The sequence below is a fragment of the Aliiglaciecola lipolytica genome, assembly GCF_018860635.1.
GTDB lineage: Bacteria > Pseudomonadota > Gammaproteobacteria > Enterobacterales > Alteromonadaceae > Aliiglaciecola > Aliiglaciecola lipolytica_A.
On record NZ_JAHKPT010000032.1, the window covers coordinates 69147 to 87665 of the forward strand.

General features: G+C 41.1%; 22 protein-coding genes. 8 read left to right on the plus strand and 14 right to left on the minus strand.

The window, feature by feature from the left end; genetic code table 11:
* Positions 1 to 414: 414 nt before the first annotated feature.
* A complete protein-coding gene (gene arcB, locus KO530_RS17330) occupies positions 415 to 2760 on the plus strand; it encodes an aerobic respiration two-component sensor histidine kinase ArcB (protein WP_216049716.1) in 2346 nt (781 codons plus the stop codon).
* A 133-nt stretch (positions 2761 to 2893) separates the two neighbouring features.
* On the opposite strand, the gene KO530_RS17335 is transcribed toward arcB, so the two are convergent.
* From KO530_RS17335 to KO530_RS17395, 13 genes are all read right to left on the minus strand, one after another.
* Complete coding sequence (locus tag KO530_RS17335; RefSeq protein ID WP_252729345.1) at positions 2894 to 3712, minus strand: DMT family transporter; 819 nt, start codon at positions 3710 to 3712, stop codon at positions 2894 to 2896.
* 59 nt (positions 3713 to 3771) lie between these two features.
* Positions 3772 to 5130: a magnesium transporter gene (gene mgtE, locus KO530_RS17340; RefSeq protein WP_216049717.1), complete on the minus strand. Its 1359-nt coding sequence runs from the start codon at positions 5128 to 5130 to the stop codon at positions 3772 to 3774.
* Between the two features lie 88 nt (positions 5131 to 5218).
* Entirely contained in the window at positions 5219 to 5494 is a 276-nt protein-coding gene (locus KO530_RS17345) for an HPr family phosphocarrier protein (protein ID WP_216049718.1), read from the minus strand.
* A complete protein-coding gene (gene rapZ, locus KO530_RS17350; RefSeq protein WP_216049719.1) occupies positions 5491 to 6336 on the minus strand; it encodes an RNase adapter RapZ in 846 nt (281 codons plus the stop codon). The genes KO530_RS17345 and rapZ overlap by 4 nt, the downstream gene beginning before the upstream one ends.
* Positions 6333 to 6779, minus strand: a complete 447-nt coding sequence (ptsN, locus tag KO530_RS17355; protein WP_216049720.1) for a PTS IIA-like nitrogen regulatory protein PtsN — start codon at positions 6777 to 6779, stop codon at positions 6333 to 6335. The genes rapZ and ptsN overlap by 4 nt, the downstream gene beginning before the upstream one ends.
* Positions 6780 to 6797: 18 nt before the next feature.
* Positions 6798 to 7085, minus strand: coding sequence for a ribosome hibernation promoting factor (gene hpf / locus KO530_RS17360; RefSeq protein ID WP_216049721.1), 288 nt, complete (start codon positions 7083 to 7085; stop codon positions 6798 to 6800).
* Positions 7086 to 7112: 27 nt separating this feature from the next.
* The gene (locus KO530_RS17365) at positions 7113 to 8591 is read right to left on the minus strand and encodes an RNA polymerase factor sigma-54 (RefSeq protein ID WP_216049722.1); all 1479 of its coding nucleotides are present in this window, start codon (positions 8589 to 8591) and stop codon (positions 7113 to 7115) included.
* Between the two features lie 61 nt (positions 8592 to 8652).
* Positions 8653 to 9378: an LPS export ABC transporter ATP-binding protein gene (lptB, locus tag KO530_RS17370; RefSeq protein WP_216049723.1), complete on the minus strand. Its 726-nt coding sequence runs from the start codon at positions 9376 to 9378 to the stop codon at positions 8653 to 8655.
* Positions 9378 to 9935, minus strand: a complete 558-nt coding sequence (gene lptA / locus KO530_RS17375; protein WP_216049748.1) for a lipopolysaccharide transport periplasmic protein LptA — start codon at positions 9933 to 9935, stop codon at positions 9378 to 9380. The genes lptB and lptA overlap by 1 nt, the downstream gene beginning before the upstream one ends.
* Complete coding sequence (lptC, locus tag KO530_RS17380) at positions 9922 to 10482, minus strand: LPS export ABC transporter periplasmic protein LptC (protein WP_216049724.1); 561 nt, start codon at positions 10480 to 10482, stop codon at positions 9922 to 9924. The genes lptA and lptC overlap by 14 nt, the downstream gene beginning before the upstream one ends.
* Positions 10479 to 11033, minus strand: coding sequence for a 3-deoxy-manno-octulosonate-8-phosphatase KdsC (gene kdsC, locus KO530_RS17385; RefSeq protein WP_216049725.1), 555 nt, complete (start codon positions 11031 to 11033; stop codon positions 10479 to 10481). Before kdsC ends, lptC begins: the two co-directional genes overlap by 4 nt.
* Positions 11033 to 12001, minus strand: a complete 969-nt coding sequence (locus KO530_RS17390; protein WP_216049726.1) for a KpsF/GutQ family sugar-phosphate isomerase — start codon at positions 11999 to 12001, stop codon at positions 11033 to 11035. Before KO530_RS17390 ends, kdsC begins: the two co-directional genes overlap by 1 nt.
* Before the next feature lie 16 nt (positions 12002 to 12017).
* On the minus strand, positions 12018 to 12974 hold the full coding sequence (locus KO530_RS17395; protein WP_216049727.1) for a calcium/sodium antiporter: 957 nt from the start codon (positions 12972 to 12974) through the stop codon (positions 12018 to 12020).
* Positions 12975 to 13427: 453 nt separating this feature from the next.
* On the opposite strand from KO530_RS17395, the gene KO530_RS17400 reads away from it, so the two are divergent.
* Genes KO530_RS17400 through murA form a run of 7 tightly spaced genes read left to right on the plus strand, consistent with a single transcriptional unit; the run spans position 13428 to position 18033 of the window.
* The gene (locus tag KO530_RS17400) at positions 13428 to 14225 is read left to right on the plus strand and encodes an ATP-binding cassette domain-containing protein (RefSeq protein ID WP_216049728.1); all 798 of its coding nucleotides are present in this window, start codon (positions 13428 to 13430) and stop codon (positions 14223 to 14225) included.
* Positions 14225 to 15001, plus strand: coding sequence for a lipid asymmetry maintenance ABC transporter permease subunit MlaE (gene mlaE, locus KO530_RS17405; RefSeq protein ID WP_216049729.1), 777 nt, complete (start codon positions 14225 to 14227; stop codon positions 14999 to 15001). The genes KO530_RS17400 and mlaE overlap by 1 nt, the downstream gene beginning before the upstream one ends.
* A 10-nt stretch (positions 15002 to 15011) precedes the next feature.
* A complete protein-coding gene (gene mlaD, locus KO530_RS17410) occupies positions 15012 to 15479 on the plus strand; it encodes an outer membrane lipid asymmetry maintenance protein MlaD (protein WP_216049730.1) in 468 nt (155 codons plus the stop codon).
* Positions 15480 to 15504: 25 nt separating this feature from the next.
* On the plus strand, positions 15505 to 16152 hold the full coding sequence (locus tag KO530_RS17415; protein ID WP_216049731.1) for an ABC transporter substrate-binding protein: 648 nt from the start codon (positions 15505 to 15507) through the stop codon (positions 16150 to 16152).
* The gene (locus tag KO530_RS17420) at positions 16153 to 16476 is read left to right on the plus strand and encodes an STAS domain-containing protein (RefSeq protein WP_216049732.1); all 324 of its coding nucleotides are present in this window, start codon (positions 16153 to 16155) and stop codon (positions 16474 to 16476) included. It begins immediately after the preceding gene.
* Positions 16477 to 16504: 28 nt separating this feature from the next.
* The gene (locus KO530_RS17425) at positions 16505 to 16762 is read left to right on the plus strand and encodes a BolA family protein (protein ID WP_216049733.1); all 258 of its coding nucleotides are present in this window, start codon (positions 16505 to 16507) and stop codon (positions 16760 to 16762) included.
* An 11-nt stretch (positions 16763 to 16773) separates the two neighbouring features.
* Positions 16774 to 18033 (plus strand): UDP-N-acetylglucosamine 1-carboxyvinyltransferase, encoded by a 1260-nt coding sequence (murA, locus tag KO530_RS17430; protein ID WP_216049734.1) that lies wholly within the window; start codon positions 16774 to 16776, stop codon positions 18031 to 18033.
* A gap of 5 nt (positions 18034 to 18038) precedes the next feature.
* Here the strand turns inward: murA and KO530_RS17435 are convergent, their stop codons facing one another.
* Positions 18039 to 18494, minus strand: coding sequence for a hypothetical protein (locus KO530_RS17435; protein ID WP_216049735.1), 456 nt, complete (start codon positions 18492 to 18494; stop codon positions 18039 to 18041).
* Positions 18495 to 18519 lie beyond the last annotated feature (25 nt).

The window sequence follows — 18519 nt, forward strand, 5'->3', positions numbered from 1 at the left end:
AACAATACGTTTATTATTTGGTGGTTTTTGTAACAACCCACTTTATTGGTCCTTTCTAACCGCATAATTATTTAATTAAACTGCATAACTGTAAAGAACTAGCTAAGAATAATTTATATCATATTGTTTCGATTGGTAATTCAGTTGCAGTATAAATATTAAACACATTGATGTTTCTGGATAATTCAGAATTCACTCAATCATGGCTGTGTAAACCAATTCAAGGGCCTAGGAATGTCAAACTTACTCGTTTGCTTGGGTACAGATTAGTTTGCTTAAAACCCAGTTAATAAGTCTTTTGACATCTGCGCGGGTTACAAATTCAGTTTATTTAACATTAATTTAATTGAAACATTCACCTACGGTAGTGTTTCTTGATAGCATTGGTCTTCTACTCACACAGAGATTTTAGAAATGCATTCAAAAGCTCCAATTGAATCTTGGGCCATCGGCGTAGCGCGATTCGTTATCCGTTTCGGTACACTCAAAATAAGCATATTTTTTGTTTTACTAACATTGGCTTTCACCATTTGCGGTTCATATGTAATACGCATAATTATGAGTGGTGAAGTGGAAATAAAGGATTTCATTAGTGCGATCATCTTGACCATGTTAAGTGCGCCTTGGGTACTAATTGTTTTTACTGAGTTGGTAAAACAATTGGAGCAATCAAGAGATAGTTTGTCAGAAGCCGTGCAACAACTTGAATTAATGCGCGAAGAAGATGTGCTGCGAAATCATGAATTGCAGTTATCGGTACAAAAACTTAATTACGAAATTGAACAACGTAAAAATGCGCAATTGGAACGAGAGATTGTATTTCACGATTTAGAAAGAGAAATTAATAAAAAATCTGAGCAAGAAGACCAGGCTAAACGTCTGTCTACATTACTTCGTTCTATAATCGATGCCTCTCCCGATTTAATTTATTATCGTAATGAAGAAGGTCGATTTGCTGGCTGTAACCGGGTCGCAGAACAAATGACCGGAAAGACCGAAGAAGAGCTAATTGGTCTAACTCCCCATCAAGTGTATGACGAAGATCTTGCTCGTCAAGTAGTGGCTAGTGACCATGAAGTTTTAGAAACCAATGCCAGTATTACCGAAGAAGTGTGGTTAAGATTTGCAGATGGTCGTCGTCGTTATTATGAAATGCGTAAGGTTCCTTTTTACGATAAAGAAGGTAAGCGTCTGGGTTTACTTGCTTTCGGCCGCGATATTACGGAACGTAAACAAGCCGAAAACGTTGTTACTAAAGCGAACAAAGATAAAACGGCCTTCATTGCCACTATTAGCCATGAATTGCGTACTCCCTTAAATGGTATTGTCGGTCTTAGCCGAATGCTGCGTGACACAAACTTATCGGATGAGCAGTTTGCTTGGGTAAGTACTATTTATGCTAGCGGTATCACCTTAGGGAATATCTTCAATGATATAGTTGATCTAGACAAACTTGATCGCGATAGGTTAGAGCTATCCCTTAAAACGGTTTCATTGAAAGAGTTTACCAACGAATTAGGTAGCATCATTCAATTGCTAGCGGCTGATAAAGGTTTGCGTTTTGAAACGCAAATTATTGAGCCTCTGCCTTTCCAAGTGGAAGCAGACGGTACGCGCTTACGTCAGGTTTTGTGGAATTTACTATTTAACGCGGTTAAGTTTACGCAAAAAGGTAAGGTCAACTTAACGGTTGAAGCGACAGAAGAAAAACCGGGTATCAGTTCGGTCAAATTTACGATTAAAGATACTGGTGTTGGTATTCCAAAAACAGAATTAGATAAGATTTTCGCTATGTATTATCAGGTTAATCATCCTGATCATCAATCGGCAACGGGAACCGGTATTGGTTTGGCCATCTGTAAAGAAATGGTCAGTCTGATGAAAGGCCAAATTAAAGTGAATAGTGTAGTAGGTGAGGGTACCTGCTTTACAGTCGAGTTGCCCCTTACTATTAATAATAAACCTTTGCAGTTACAAGAGCTTTTGGTTCATGGCTTGCAGATTCTGTTGGTAGAAGATATAGAACTCAATGTTATGGTGGCTAAAGCTTTATTAGAGAAGCTAGGGCAAACTGTGGAAGTTGCTATGAACGGCCAAGACGCATTAAAAATGGCCCGTGAAAAGCAATACGATTTAATATTGTTAGATATTCAACTACCTGATATGACGGGATTCAATGTTGCATCAATATTACATGAAGAAGGTTTAGTGGAACAAACTCCAATAGTGGCATTGACCGCAAATGTGATTAAAACCCGTCAAGAATATTTAAATAACGGCATGGATGATGTTATTGCCAAACCGATTAAAAAGAGTCGGGTAATTGAAGTCTTTAACAACTTGTTTGTTGATCAAAAAGATATCCCGCAGTTCTCCGTAGAAGAAGCAAAACCCAGTGAATTAGAATCTATTCTAGATTTAGATTTGTTACAAATGCTGGTGGATACTATCGGTCATGAAATGGTGCGCACAAGTGTCGGAGTGTTCCAAGAAAACATGCCTGATTATATGGAAATACTCAATATAAACTTGAGTGCAAATGACAAAGAAGAAGTGTGTTCTCAAGCTCACAAAATTAAAGGTGCAGCCGGTTCTGTTGGCCTTGCTCGAGTGCAAAAAATCGCAAATCGTATTCAGCAAGGTGACCATCCAACCTGGTGGGAAAACGTGCATGATTGGGTAGAAGAGCTCGAAATGGCAGAAAAGCAGGACACTGCGAAGTTAAACGATTGGCTAAGCTCACAAAATATAGATGATTAACTTATTGGGTAAATCATCTATAGTCAATTGCGGCTGTTAACTTACTAAGCTGCGCTTTGTTAGGCATAAAGCGCAGGATTATATTGCGAAAACATAGAAGATTAGATTAATTGAACCTTGTTTGAATGACTAATTAGCTTGTTTGCTGTTGTTTGCCGTAAATCACCAGCGCTATACCACCGAGTATAGCGCCACTTGAAATTAACATTTTCATCGTGAGTAGCTCTTCTAATAACAACAATCCACCTAGGGCTGCTATTGCGGGTACGCTGAGTTGCAACACCGCAGCCACACTTGAGCGAATGTGTGGGAGCACTTTGTACCAGATGGCATAACCAACTCCTGATGTGATCATGCCTGATGCTAAGGCGTAAACCACGCCCATTGTTTGTAATTGATTTGATTCAATAAATAACACTGGAGTTAGCACTAAACTAATAACCGATGCTCTTATAAAGTTAGAGCTTGTGTCTATTAATGGCGTTGCAGAGCGACTACCAATAATTGAATAACATCCCCAAGCTATGCCTGCCAATGCCATTAGTGTAACGCCAAAAATCGAAGGAGAGTTTGCTCCAGGCGAAACAAGATAAATAAAACCGGCAAATGCGACTAACACACCCAAGGATTCAACTAAGGTTAATCGCGCACCATAATACCAACTGATGACTAACATGGTTATTTGTACACAAGCGAATAAAATTAACGCCCCTACCCCCGTATCAAGCTCAATGTATGCGTAGGAAAACCCTGCCGCATATATAAAAAGCGCTAAGCTAGCCGGCCAACTGCCTTTGTTGTTAATTTGATTGACGTTTCCTTTTATCAGCAAAATTAAGATAAGCATAATTGCGCCAGATATTAAGCGGATTAAGGTAAAAGAAGTGGCATCTATACTTGAGTCTGCTAACGCCAAACGACATAGAATTGAATTCCCCGCAAAAGCAAGCAAGGCTATGCCAATGTATACGACGAGCTGTGCAATCGATTTAATCGTTTTATTTCCTAAAACTAAACAAGCATTAAAGTGGCAGTACCTAAAAAGGCAAAAATACCTACGACGTCAGTAATGGTGGTTAAAATTACACTTCCTGCTAGGGCAGGATCTATTTTCAACTTTTTCATTACCAATGGTAAGGTTGCTCCGGCTAAACCAGCGGCAACCATATTGATCATCATGGCAAAGGCAATGACTCCTCCTAACATCCAATCTTGTTTCCAAATGGCAATGACCGATGCAATTAACACCGCCCAAATCGCACCATTAAAAAATCCAATGGCTAATTCTTTGCTCACCAACCATCTTGAGTTATCAGCACTTACGTGGCCTAGCGCCATACCACGAATAACCAAGGTTAGTGTTTGATTGCCTGCTACTCCGCCCATACTTGGGACAATTGTATTGAGAATAGCTAACACTGCCATTTGGCTTAGTGTTGCTTCAAAAAGATCACTTACGGCTGCGGCAAGAAGTGCCGTTACTAGATTTACGGCCAACCATACTGAACGCCGCTGCGTACTTTGCAATACCGGGGCGAAGGTATCTTCTTCATCATCCAAACCGGCCATACTCATCATCGAGTGTTCGGCGTCTTCGCGAATAATATCCACTACATCATCTATGGTGATACGACCCAATAGTTGTCGGCTAGAATCGACTACCGGTGCTGACAGCCAGTTATAGCGTTCGAATAATTTTGCCACTTCTGTTTCTGGCATATCAACGGGGATGGCTTCAGCTTCCTCATCCATAATATCTTCTATACTGGAGTCTGGCAGAGCCGTTAGAAGCTTAGTGACTGGTACAGTTCCAATTAAGGTGTCATTTCGACTCACAACATAAAATGTGTCAGTGCTTTCTGGAATTTCACCTTTGAGTCGCAAGTAACGCAGAATTACATCAATGTTTACATCGCTGCGTAGGGTGATGGTATCGGTATTCATAATGAACCCGGCGGTATCCTCACCATAAGAAAGGGCTTTTTCTGCGCGCTGACGGTCTTGCTCATCCATCGATTTCAGCACGTCTTTTGAGACCGATTGCGGTAAACTGCTTAACGTTTCCGCTAAGTTATCAATCTCCATGTCTTCTAGGGCATCAACAACTTTGTCTGGAAGCATTTGTCCGATGATGCCATTACGTACATCTTCGGACAGTTCTTCTAATACATCGCCATAAAAATCGGAGTCCAACATTTCCCACAGTTCAGTTCTTGATTTGCTTGGGGAAGACTCTAGAAGAAGGGCGATGTCGCAAGCTGGCATGTCGTGAATTGTTTTGCGGACATGCATAAAGCGACCACTGGCCAAGGCTTGATTGATAGCCTTCAGTTGTCGTTGGGCGTGTTTAACCTCTAATGCTTCTGCCATGAATATGCAGCTCAATGAAAAAACTACTAATACTAATAGTTTAGAGGACTAAGGGCAGCAGGTCAGCAATTATTTGCACATTGCTTAACTATTCGTTTTCGTGAAATTTCTCAACGATGAGTTTTTCAATCGCGGCAAGGGCGTGTTCAGCATCGACTCCTTCGCTAATGACGTTAACTTCTTTGCCTTGGGAGCTTTCTAACATCATCAAGCCCAATACACTATTTGCGGAAGCCGATTTCTCCCCTTGAACTAGGGTAACAACGGCATCAAATTGATTGGCTACTTTGACTAATTCAGTAGCCGCTCTTGCGTGTAATCCAAGTTTGTTAACGATGACTATTTGCTTTTCAAATCGATTCATCGATTTAACTCTCGGTGCCTTATTTGAACATCTGGGTGAGACGCTGAAAATGTTTTAGCGAGTGACTCAGCAACATAAACTGAGCGATGTTGGCCTCCAGTACAACCGATTGCTACTGTCACGTAACTACGATTGTTTCTTTCTAGATGAGGAAGCCAAGTTGAAATGAGATTTTGAATTTGCCAGATAAATTTCGTCACTATTGGCTGTGAGCCTAAAAATATCTCGACCGGAGAGTCTAATCCACTGAGGTGCTTTAAGTCTGGCTCCCAATGTGGGTTAGGTAAAAATCGCGCATCGAATACATAATCGGCGTCTTTAGGAATGCCGTATTTAAAACCGAAGGATTCAAATACCAAAACTAGCCTAGAGCTTTTCTTGCCTAGAATTCGCTCTCGAACCAATTCAGCTAATTGATGCACCGAAAGTTTGTCTGTATCTAGATATAAGTCGGCGCGTTCCGCAATAGGGGCTAACAGTTGACCCTCTGCCTGAATCGCATCCGAAAGAGATTTGTTTTGACGAGATAACGGATGCAGTCGACGAGTTTCGCTGAAGCGTTTTATCAGCATGTCATCACTGGCATCTAAATAGACTATGGTCATGTCCCAAGTGGCAGGCAAATAATCAAGAATTTCGACTAATTCACCAGGTACCTTGGGAAGGTTTCTAACATCGATACTCACGGCCACTTGGTCATATTCATCCATAACCGTATGGGTTAGAGTCGGTAATAGGTTAACTGGGATATTGTCGACACAATAGTAACCTAAGTCTTCTAAAGACCTCAGTGCAATAGACTTTCCTGAACCAGAGCGGCCACTAATAATTATCAGTTTCATGCAACGATTGCCTCGTATAACTGAGCATTATCTTCTGCACGACGAATACGTTTCAGAATTTCCTTATCACTTAATTTTGTCGCGATGGTTGCTAAGGTTTGCAGGTGTCCGGCGGCTTTATCTTCAGGTACTAAAATTGCGAAAAATATGTCCACAGGACAATTATCCACAGCGTCAAAGTTGATAGAAGGATCACTGGTGATTAGAACTGCGACCACATCCTTTAAACCCGACAGTCTACCGTGTGGCAATGCAATACCATTCCCGATTCCTGTGCTGCCCATCTTTTCGCGGCTAACCAGACTATTTAAAATCGTTGTCTGATCAATGTCATCGATTTTTTCTGCCGCTATCAGGCTGATAGTTTCAAGAATTCGTTTTTTACTTGTCCCCTGGACTGCACAACTTGTGCAGTCAGGGGAAAGGATGTCTTTAATTTCCATTAATTAATCTAATATATGTTAATGACGCTTAATTTTTTCCTTGTGCTTGATTACCTGTCGATCAAGCTTATCTATCAATCCGTCAATTGCTGCGTACATATCGTTGTGCTCTGAGGTTGCAAATACTTCGCCTCCGCTAAGATGAACTGTCGCTTCAGCTTTTTGATTAAGCTTCTCGACATTAAGAATGACATGGACATTGTTGATATGATCAAAATGCCTTTCTAGCTTTGTAAATTTATTGTCTACATAATCTCGCAAAGAATCTGTAATTTCTACATGATGGCCAGTAAGGTTAATTTGCATATTAGCGTATTCCTTCTGTTGTTGAGCCTACAGCAGGCTCTTGCGTTGGTTAGACGGTGGGATCGATAAAGACTCCCGGTATTTTGCTATTGTCCTACGGGCGACCTGAATACCTTGGTCTGCCAGTAGATCAGCAATCTTACTGTCGCTAAGAGGCTTGGTAGGAAGCTCTGCTGCGACGAGTTTTTTAATTAATGCGCGAATTGCCGTTGAGGAACACTCTCCTCCAGAATCAGTTGCTACATGGCTGGAGAAAAAGTATTTAAGTTCATAAATTCCTCTAGGCGTATGCATATATTTCTGTGTGGTAACACGGGAAATAGTTGATTCATGCATATCTACCATTTCTGCGACATCATTTAACACCATTGGTTTCATCATTTCAGGTCCATGCTCAAAAAAACCAACCTGCTGCTGAACAATGCAGTTTGCGACTTTGAGTAAAGTGTCATTACGACTCTCTAGACTTTTTATAAACCACTTGGCTTCTTGCATATGCGACCGAATAAATTGACTATCACTGGTGTTTTTAGCGTTCCGGCTCATTGCCGCATATTGCTGATTTACATTCAGCTTAGGCAAACTATCGGGATTTAGCTCAACTTGCCAACGACCATTTTTCTTCATCACTGAAACATCTGGAATGACGTATTCAGATTCACCGATTAACAATGAACTACCAGGGCGTGGATTGAGTGTTTGCAATAACCGCATAGCTTCTCGTAATTCGTCTTCTTTTAGACGAGTTTTACGCATTAAAGTTCGGTAATCTTTACTGCCTAATAAGTCAGCATATTCGCTGATCAATAACTTAGCTTCATTTAACCAAGGGGTGTCAGGTGCAAATTGATTCATTTGTACCATTAAACATTCTTGCGGATTTCTTGAGCCTGAACCAATAGGGTCGAACATTTGAATACGTTTTAAAACGCATTCCACCTCATCAAGTTCAACCTCTTCATGGTCGAGACTAGCAAGAACATCTTCGGTGCTGATAGTGAGGTAACCAGACTCATCAATAGAGTCGATAATTGCGATTGCTATGGCAGTATCAACTTCAGAAAAAGGCGTTAAGCGCATCTGCCACAATAGGTGATCTTGAATATTTTCGGTTGTTTCACCTTGGAAAATTTGGTCGTCATCGCCGCCACTACCACCGCTTATTGAGGCGGGGGCTGAGGAGGCACTGATATATTCGTCCCATGTGCTATCTATGGGTAATTCGTCTGGGATATCTGCTTTTTCTAATGCCTCGTTTGTATCCATGGAATCAGAACTTGCGGATACCGTCTCCTCTGAGAACTTGTCATTACTGTCTGCTAAAGCGGAATCCCCAGTAGGGATATCTGAACCGTCTTCTACTTCTAAAAGTGGATTCGATTCTAACGCTTCCTGTATTTCCTGTTGTAAATCCAGCGTTGATAATTGCAATAGACGTATAGCCTGTTGCAATTGAGGCGTCATTGTTAGTTGCTGGCTGAATTTTAATTGTAACGAGGGTTTCATTTAGTTTTTTTATTCTTACTTGTTTAGCCACAAAGCTTTGGTTAAAAACAACATACCTCTACTATAGCTTGAATTGCTCGCCAAGGTATACATCTCTGACTTGTTGATTATTTAAAACTTCTTCTGCGGTTCCAGAAGCTATCAATTCACCATGACTCACAATATACGCTTTTTCACACACGTCTAGCGTTTCACGCACATTATGATCAGTTATTAATACACCAATACCTCTATCGCGTAGGTGTTGAATTATTTTTTTTATATCGTTTACTGAAATCGGGTCAACACCAGCAAAGGGTTCATCCAATAGAATAAACTCAGGGGCGGCCGCTAATGCACGAGCGATCTCGACTCTTCTGCGCTCCCCGCCTGATAAACTCATGCCAAGGCTGTTACGAATATGGTTAATATTGAATTCATCCAATAATGCATCCGCTTGCTCTTCTCGCTGATCAGAACTTAATTCTTTTCGGGTTTGCAAAATTGCCATGATATTTTGGTAAACGGTTAATTTACGAAATATAGATGATTCTTGAGGAAGATACCCAATACCTTTTCGTGCACGGATGTGCATGGGTTGTAAGGTTAACTCGGTCTGATCAATATAAATCTCGCCTTTATCGAGTGGCACTAACCCAACAATCATATAGAAGGTGGTCGTTTTACCTGCACCATTGGGACCTAACAGGCCAACAATCTGTCCAGTAGAAACTTCAATGCTTACATCTCGCACCACTTGCCGAGATTTATAAGACTTCGCTAAATTGGTCGCTTTTAACGTTGCCATTAAGGTTTTTCATCCTGCAACTTGTCTTGCTCTTCTTCAGTTTTTTTAGTGTCGTCAGTTTGCCGATTGCGAATGCTTTCTGGTTGGAAAATGGCAGTGACACCGCCTTCTGCGTTGCCGTCACTTTCTGCTATCAATTGCTCTAATTCCATATTAAATTGAATCGATTCACCTTTAACAAGGCTACTATCCTGATTTAATTCGGCTGCACCATTGAGTGTCAGAGTACGATTCGATACTTCATATTTAATTTCATTGGCCGCGGCACTAATATTACTGCCATCATCGAGGGTTTGGCTGTATTTTGCTGGTTTACCACGAGCAATAAAAACTTCTTTACCTTCCCCTAAACCCGCAATAACCTCGACTTCGTCAGCCAAAATTTCAAGGCTACCTTGGGTGATTTTGACGTCTTTTCTAAATATCGACGTTTTGGTTTTGCCATCAAAAAAATTCGACTTTGAGTCAACTTTGATTGGCAAGCTAAAATCGTTCTCACCGGCAATAATAGCGGCGCTGAACATTAAGCTAATAAATAAAGCGCTAACGCGGCGCATATTGAGTTTGCACATGATTTTTAAGTTCATATTCCTGTGTAGTTAAATTTGCTACAAAACCGTTACTTTTAACAATGAAATCTTTCCCGTTTATCTCAACCGGTTCGTCAGACATCATTGTTTTATCGACTAAATTAATTTCTAAAAACTGGGTTCTGATTGTTTGCACAAATCCCGATTCATCGAGGCTTCTAATCTCTACATCAGTTTCTAATTGAATTCGATTATCTTCATACAGCGTGCCTTCCTCAGCTTCTACATGCCAAGGCGTTTGCTCATCGGAAACATAGATGGTGTATTTAGGTTGGCTGAATAAAGTGAAGCCTAGGATTTGATAATGTTCCATTTTAAGCGCGAATACCTGATGATTCACTTCGCCGTTTTCATTGTAAAGAGTGCTGCGCATATTCCTCGCCTGATAATTAGGCTGCCAGGAATCTTCATTACTAGAATCTGTCTGTTCTGGATCTGAACCCATCCACCCTGGCACATATACCATCAAGACTAGCACAAACAAGATGCCAATGCTTAGGGTGATACGATTCATACACTACTACCGTAAATACGATTTAATTTGTTGTTGGCAAACAAAATTAGATCACAGATTTCTCTCACTGCGCCAGCACCACCAGTTGTTTTAGTGACATATTCTGCCACTGATTTCACATATGGGTGGCCATTAGGAACACTGATCGACACACTGCTTTGTTCAAACATACCTACATCAGGCATATCATCACCCATTGACGCGATATTCTCTTTTTTCAGGTTTAATCCCGTTTTGAGTTTATGTACTGCGGTCTTTTTGTCTTCGACACCTTGAATGATCAGAGACACGCCTAGGGCTGACATTCTATTTTCCACAATGGCGGACTGGCGACCAGTGACTATTGCCACATCAATGCCAATTTCCAACATTGACTTTACGCCATAGCCATCAAGTGTATGAAACGCTTTAAGTTCTTCACCATTGTTTCCCATAAAAATGCTGCCATCAGAGAAGATGCCATCTACGTCACACACCAGTAATTTAATTTTACTAAGCTTATTAATGAAATGGTTATTAACTGGACCATAAAGGGTTTCAATAATTGACACTAAACAACTCCGGCTTTTAGTAACATATGCATATTTAATGCGCCAACTGGCTTATTTTCATGATCTACTGCAAACATTGAATTGATACTGTATTTCTCCATCAAATTAAGTCCTTCAACTGCTAACATTTCCGGTCGACCCGTTTTGCTGTTAGCTGTCATTACCTCAGAAACTGGGGTTGAGTGTATATCAATCCTATCGTCAAGGATGCGGCGCAAGTCACCATCTGTAAAAATCCCAACCAACTTGCCAGTCTCGTCTATTATTCCTGTCATTCCTAGCCCTTTTCGAGAAATTTCGAACAAAGCATTGCGCACGGTTTGATCTAATTTCACTAAGGGTAACTCATCACCTGTATGCATGATATCTGCAATTGTTAATAACAGCCTACGACCTAAACTTCCACCTGGATGAGACAGCGCAAAATCGGCAGAGGTAAACCCACTGGCGTTTAATAATGCTACAGCTAATGCATCACCCATTGCCAAAGTCGCAGTCGTACTGGCGGTTGGTGCTAACCCTAACGAACAGGCTTCTTGTTCTACCTTAATACACAGTACTTCATCAGAGTGTTTACCTAACGAGCTGGTAGTACTGTTTGTCATTGAAATGATGGGGACTTCCATTCGTTTAACCACGGGGATTAAATTCAGTAACTCCGCCGTTTCACCAGAGTTAGAAATAGCCAACAACACATCCTGGTTGGTTATCATCCCTAAATCACCATGGTTAGCTTCCCCAGGATGCATGAAAAAGGCGGGGGTGCCAGTGCTGGCTAGCGTGGCGGCAATTTTATGGCCGATATGACCTGATTTTCCCATGCCACAAACAACCACTTTTCCTTTACAGTTTTGAATGATTTGACAACTTCTTTCAAAACTTTCATCAATATATTCTCGCAACTGTAGAATCGCTTTAGACTCTATTTCCAAAACCTTAAGTGCCGATGCGATATAATCTGAAGACATAGTTAATTCGCTTTATTTAAATAAACAAGAATGCGCAATAGGCTAGATAACAAACGACGAAGGCTACACCTTCCCAACGGTTTATTTGCCTTGTGCCTCGGATATTAAAACTAAATAAAATAAGTAAGACGGTCACGAATAACATGGCGTACATATCTCGATTGGCGACATTTTCGTCTATTATTCCTGGGGATATAAGTCCAGGCATAGCCAATACGGCAAGAATATTGAAAATGTTTGAACCAATGATATTGCCTAATACGAGATCGTCTTCGCCTTTCAATACTCCGGCTATACAGGCTGCCAATTCCGGTAAACTAGTACCGAGCGCTATAATGGTTAACCCAATAAGTAATTCACTCATTCCCAAGTATCTTGCGATATGAACAGCAGAGTCAACCATGAAGTGCGCGCTCAAGGGGAGGAAGATAAGCCCTAAAACAACCCAAAAAATAGCTTTTGATGGCGGTACATCGCGGGGAATTTCATCGGCGGTTTCTGTGTGCAATGGATCATTTTTTTCAGCACTTAGAGATATCCAGGTTAACCCCCCAATAGTAAACACAAATAAAGCGATTAACACTAAACCTTCAATAAAGCTTAAATGACCATCTGCTAAAAAGTAAACGGCCAACAAAGTCACAGATAACAGAACAGGAAGTTCGCGCTTAATCGTACTGCTTGAAACCATCAATGGCTTTAATATCGCGGTTATACCCAGTACCAAGGCAATATTAGTAATATTAGAACCAATGGCATTTCCGACAGCGGTATCAGGGTTATTATTTAAAGATGCTGTCGCTGAGACAACTATTTCAGGCGCAGATGAGCCCATGGCAACTATTGTTAACCCAATAACCATGGGCGAAACGCCAATGTTGGTGGCGAGTGCTGAGGCTCCATAAACAAATTTGTCGGCGCTCCAGCTAAGAACAGCTAGACCGGCTATAAAAATAAGGATTTCTAATATCACTTGACTATTTCTTTAAAAAACAATGATATGATTATCGCAAAATACATATGTAATTCCTAATGACTTTACAATAATAATTTATCGTCTCAGATAAGCCATAATTTTACTTATCTAAACGGACCTTTACTTTGTATTTACAATCTTTGATCAAGATATTGTGACCTATCAATTTATATCAAGGCTGAATAGGTGTTATCTAAAATATTATAGCCACAACAACAGATACAATTCGTTTTGCGTTACGCTTTGTTACAAATCGAAGCAGTTAGTCAATAACGCCCCATAATCTATACTGTTATCATTCATTTAAATAGCGTGATTAATTTTGGTCATTTTGAGTGGAATAATTGTTTATTAACCTTGAAAAACGATAAAATGGCCTCAAATCGTCGCATCGGTTGAAACATTTTAGGTGTTTGTCGTGTCTACTCAGCCAGGCCACTCGGAGTTTCGGTGAAAAATTTAATAGAAATAGATAGTTTGACCTTTAAACGTGGTAACCGTGTAATTTACGACAATATTTCGTTACACATACCAGAAGGGAAAACCACGGCAATAATGGGTCCTAGTGGGATCGGTAAAACAACGCTTTTAAAACTGATTGGTGGGCAGTTGCGCCCCAACAGTGGTGATATTCAATTTCGTGGTGAATCCATTCCAGGAATGAGCCGTAAACGATTATTTCATGTTCGCCGTCAGATGAGTATGTTGTTCCAAAGTGGTGCTTTATTTACAGATATCAGTGTTTTCGACAACATTGCATATCCTTTGCGTGAACACAGTAACTTGTCTGAGGATTTAATTAAAACCATTGTTTTATTAAAACTTCAAGCGGTAGGGCTGCGCGGTGCAGTCAATTTAATGCCCAGTGAATTATCTGGCGGAATGGCGCGTCGAGCAGCGCTTGCTCGGGCTATTGCATTAGATCCTGAGTTGATTTTGTACGATGAACCCTTTGCCGGACAAGATCCGATATCTATGGGTGTACTGGTTAAACTGATTAAAGAATTAAATAACGCGTTGAATTTGACCAGTGTGGTGGTAACCCACGATGTAAAAGAAGTGATGAGTATCGCCGATCATGTTTACATTCTGGCCGAAAAGAAAATTATTGGCTCAGGGACTCCTGAGGAAATTAAGCAAAGCGACTCAGCGTTAGTGCAACAATTTTTACGTGGTGAAGCAGATGGACCTGTGCCATTCCACTATCCAGCGAAATCGCTGGAGCAAGAATTTTTAGGAGTGAGTTAGTGGATTGGTTAGCAAAACTTGGACAATCAACACTTGATCGATTTGCAGCCATTGGGCGAGCGACCGGTATGCTTATGGGAGCAGTGTTAGCTGCCCCTCAAATTAAAAATATCTCATTGACGATAAAACAAGTTTACGTGGTTGGTGTGCAGTCACTTTCCATTATTATCGTTTCTGGTTTGTTTATTGGCATGGTTATGGCGCTGCAAGGCTATACTATTTTAGTTGATTATGGTGCTGAAGGTAGCTTAGGCCCTATGGTTGCCTTGTCTATTTTACGAGAGCTAGGACCTGTTGTTACAGCATTGCTGTTTGCTGGCCGCGCTGGTTCGGCGTTAACCGCTGAAATCGGTTTGATGAAAGCCACAGAACAACTGAGTAGTTTAGAAATGATGGCCGTTGATCCGCTACGTCGAGTAGTCGCTCCTAGGCTCTGGGCTGGTTTAATATCAATGCCGATGTTGACTATGATTTTTAGTGCGGTAGGTATTTTAGGTGGACACTTAGTTGGTGTTGAATGGCTTGGTGTTGACGTGGGAAGTTACTGGTCAATCATGCAGTCTACCGTTGAATGGAACGAAGACGTGATGAATGGTGTCATTAAAAGTGTTTTCTTTGCGTTTGTGATCACCTGGATCGCTATCTTCAAAGGATACGACTCAGTGCCTACTTCGGAAGGAATAAGTGCAGCGACAACACAAACCGTAGTGTATTCATCATTGGCTGTACTTGGATTAGATTTCGTTTTAACCGCAATTATGTTTGGAATAGAGTGAGGAATTGAGCATGACATCAAGGAAAGTTGAAGTATTAGTTGGATTGTTTGTTGCAATGGCGATTGCAGCCTCACTAATGTTAGCACTAAACGTAGCCAGTCGAGGTTCTGTGGGGCAGGGAGATACTTATACCCTGTATGCCAAGTTTGACAACATTGGTGGTTTAAAAGAGCGTTCTTCGGTAAAAGTGGGCGGCGTTGTGATTGGTCGAGTCGAGAAAATTAAATTGGATCCAAAAGACTTTACACCCGTAGTTACCTTGAGTATTTCTACTACCTATAACCAATTTCCAGAAACCAGTTCAGCATCGATTTTAACCTCTGGTTTATTGGGCGAGCAGTATGTGGGATTTCAACCGGGGTTCACTATCGATGATATCGAAAATCTAGCTGATGGTGACTATATTGCCGACACCAAATCAGCGCTCGTTTTAGAAGATCTAATAGGTCAATTTTTATTTAGTAAAGGCAGTGACTAAGCTGCCAATCTCGTTGGGAAAAATTATGAGAAACAGGTTTTTAATAAAGATAGCGTCAATCGCATTGTTGACGATTGGTTTAAATGCTCACGGGCAAACCATTGATGAGACTAACCCATACAGCATGGTAAAAGATGTTGCGTCTCAGACTTTTGACCGCATCAAACGTGAAAAGCAAAAAATTTCTGAAGATCCGGAAGTATTGCGGGTGATCATGAAAGAAGAATTGTTACCCCATGTTGACTATAAGTTTTCTGCGTTCAAGGTATTAGGTAAATACGTTACTAAAGCTGAAAAGGCGCAACTACAAGAATTCGTTGCTGTTTTTAGAGAATACCTGGTCACCACTTATGCAGTGGCTATGGGCTATTACGACGACCAAACTGTAGAGTTCGAGCCTGAGTCTGATTTTGAAGATGAGCGCAGCGTGACAGTTCGAGCCATAGTAAAAGACGGAAAACGTCCAGACATTAAGATTGCGTTTAAAGTTAGAAAAGACAGAAAAACCAACGAATGGAAAGCTTACGATATGGTTGCTGAGGGAATCAGTATGTTGTCTTCGAAACAAAGTGAATTCGAAAGCATTTTACGTCAACAAGGCATCGACAAAGTCATTGAGTTAATGCGTGAGAAAATAGAACAACCTATTTCGCTTGAAAAGAAAGAGGCTTAAGTGGCTGAGCAATCAAACGCGATTAAAGTTACAACAAGTAATAGCGGCGCCTTTTATTTAAAAGGTGATTTAAATCGCGATACGGTAATGAAGTGTTGGCCGCAACAACAAAGTGACATTCAAACCTGTAAGACAAACGCATCAACACTACAGGTCGATTTTGCCGGAGTGAATCAGGTTGATACAGCTGGATTGGCCTGGGTTATGCGGCTATCGAAAAACTGTAAATCGGAAAATGTGCCTCTAGAATTGCTTAACTTGCCTGAAGGATTAATAAAACTTGCCAATTTAAGCAACGTTAGCACTATTTTGTCGATACAATAGCCGAAATTTATCAATCGAAAGAGTACAAATGGATAATCAACAAATAGCAGATCTGCTAAAAGAGCAGTTGGAATTAGCCGAAGTTCATGTAACTAGTGAAGGCTCCCATTTTCAAATTATTGCTGTAAGCGATAAATTTGAAAGCATGAGTCGAGTTAAAAAGCAGCAATTTATTTATGGCCCGTTAAAAGAGCAAATTGCCGATGGCACTATGCACGCTATTTCCATAAAAACCTTTTCCGAAAAGCAATGGCAACGTGAACGTATGTTCAATGTGCCCCAATAACTTCGCGCATCATGGATAAACTTAGTATAAATACCAGCCCTGCGTTGCATGGGGATGTGGTGATATCCGGTGCGAAAAACGCCGCGCTACCAATATTAATGTCGTGTATTTTGGCGGACTCTTCTTGTTTTTTTGACAATGTTCCGCACCTTAGGGACATCAACACTAGCATCAAATTGCTGGGTGGTTTGGGCGTAAAAGCGCAACGTCATGATAACCAAGAGTTAGAATTGGACCCGAGTAAGATTAACAATATGACCGCCTCTTATGAGTTGGTAAAAACCATGCGCGCATCAATTCTTGTGCTTGGCCCTTTGTTAGCCAAGTATGGTAAAGCCAACGTATCTTTACCTGGAGGTTGCGCCATAGGTGCTCGTCCTGTGAATTTGCATCTTGAAGGCTTAAAACAGATGGGCGCTAAGATCAGCGTCGATGCGGGATATGTGCGTGCTGAAGTCGATGGGCGTCTCAAAGGAGCGCATATCTTCATGGATATTGTCAGCGTTGGCGCGACTGAAAATTTGATGATGGCGGCGACATTGGCTGATGGTCAAACCGTGTTGGAAAATGCCGCACGAGAACCTGAGATTGTAGATTTAGCCAATTGTTTAAATCGCATGGGAGCGAAAATCACAGGAGCGGGTACCGACAGTATTAAAATTGTCGGCGTTAAACGTCTTCAAGGCTGTCACTATCGGGTTTTACCAGACCGAATAGAGACTGGGACCTTTTTAGTTGCTGCGGCAGTAACAGGGGGAAATATCCGCTGTACGAATGCTGCACCACATACCCTAGATGCTGTGCTGACTAAATTAACTCAGGCCGGAGCTGATATTGAAACTGGTGAAGACTGGGTGTCATTGAATATGCATGGTAAACGCCCTAAAAGTGTCAATATTAAAACCGCTCCTCATCCTGGATTTCCAACGGATATGCAAGCGCAATTTATGGCGTTAAATTGTGTGGCCGACGGTACTGGTGTAGTGACTGAAACTATATTTGAAAACCGATTCATGCATGTACCAGAGTTACAGCGGATGGGCGCTAAAATATCCCTAGAAACCAATAACGCGGTTTGTGAAGGAGTAGAGCAGCTTACTGGGGCACAAGTAATGGCAACTGATTTGCGGGCTTCTGCCAGCTTGATTATTGCCGGCTTAGTCGCTAAAGGCGAAACCATAGTCGATCGAATTTATCATTTAGATCGTGGTTACGAGCATATCGAGACTAAATTGACCAAATTGGGCGCCAACATACAACGTATCAGTTAACCACGTTAGGCGCTGAACATTTCAAACGCGAAAATCACCGGTATGACCAATACCATTAACAGTATTAGTGCAGTAACAGTAATAACCAAAACTCGCCAATTGGATTGAAATCTAAACAAATCACTTTCGATTATTTGTTGTTTACTGCACTGGTGTTTTTCAGCTATCTGACGGGCAACAATACAATAGACAATAGGAATAACTGTATTTGGGAAGTTCTCAGGAATAATCGGCAATAAGCAGATAAAAACCAAGCACAAAGATAACCCCCATCGTAGGGTTTGTTGAGCTTTATCGAACTGATTCAAAGCAGAAAAATTCTGATATAAAAAGTATACTGCGGCCAGAGGACCACCGATAAAAGCGCCTAAGGTTATCTGATTCGGTGAAAAGATTGAGGTGCTGTCAGTGGATAACGATTGGCCCATGTCGCTTTTCGGTGCGCTATAGGGATTTTCCATAGTTTAAAACTTCCTTACTAACTTC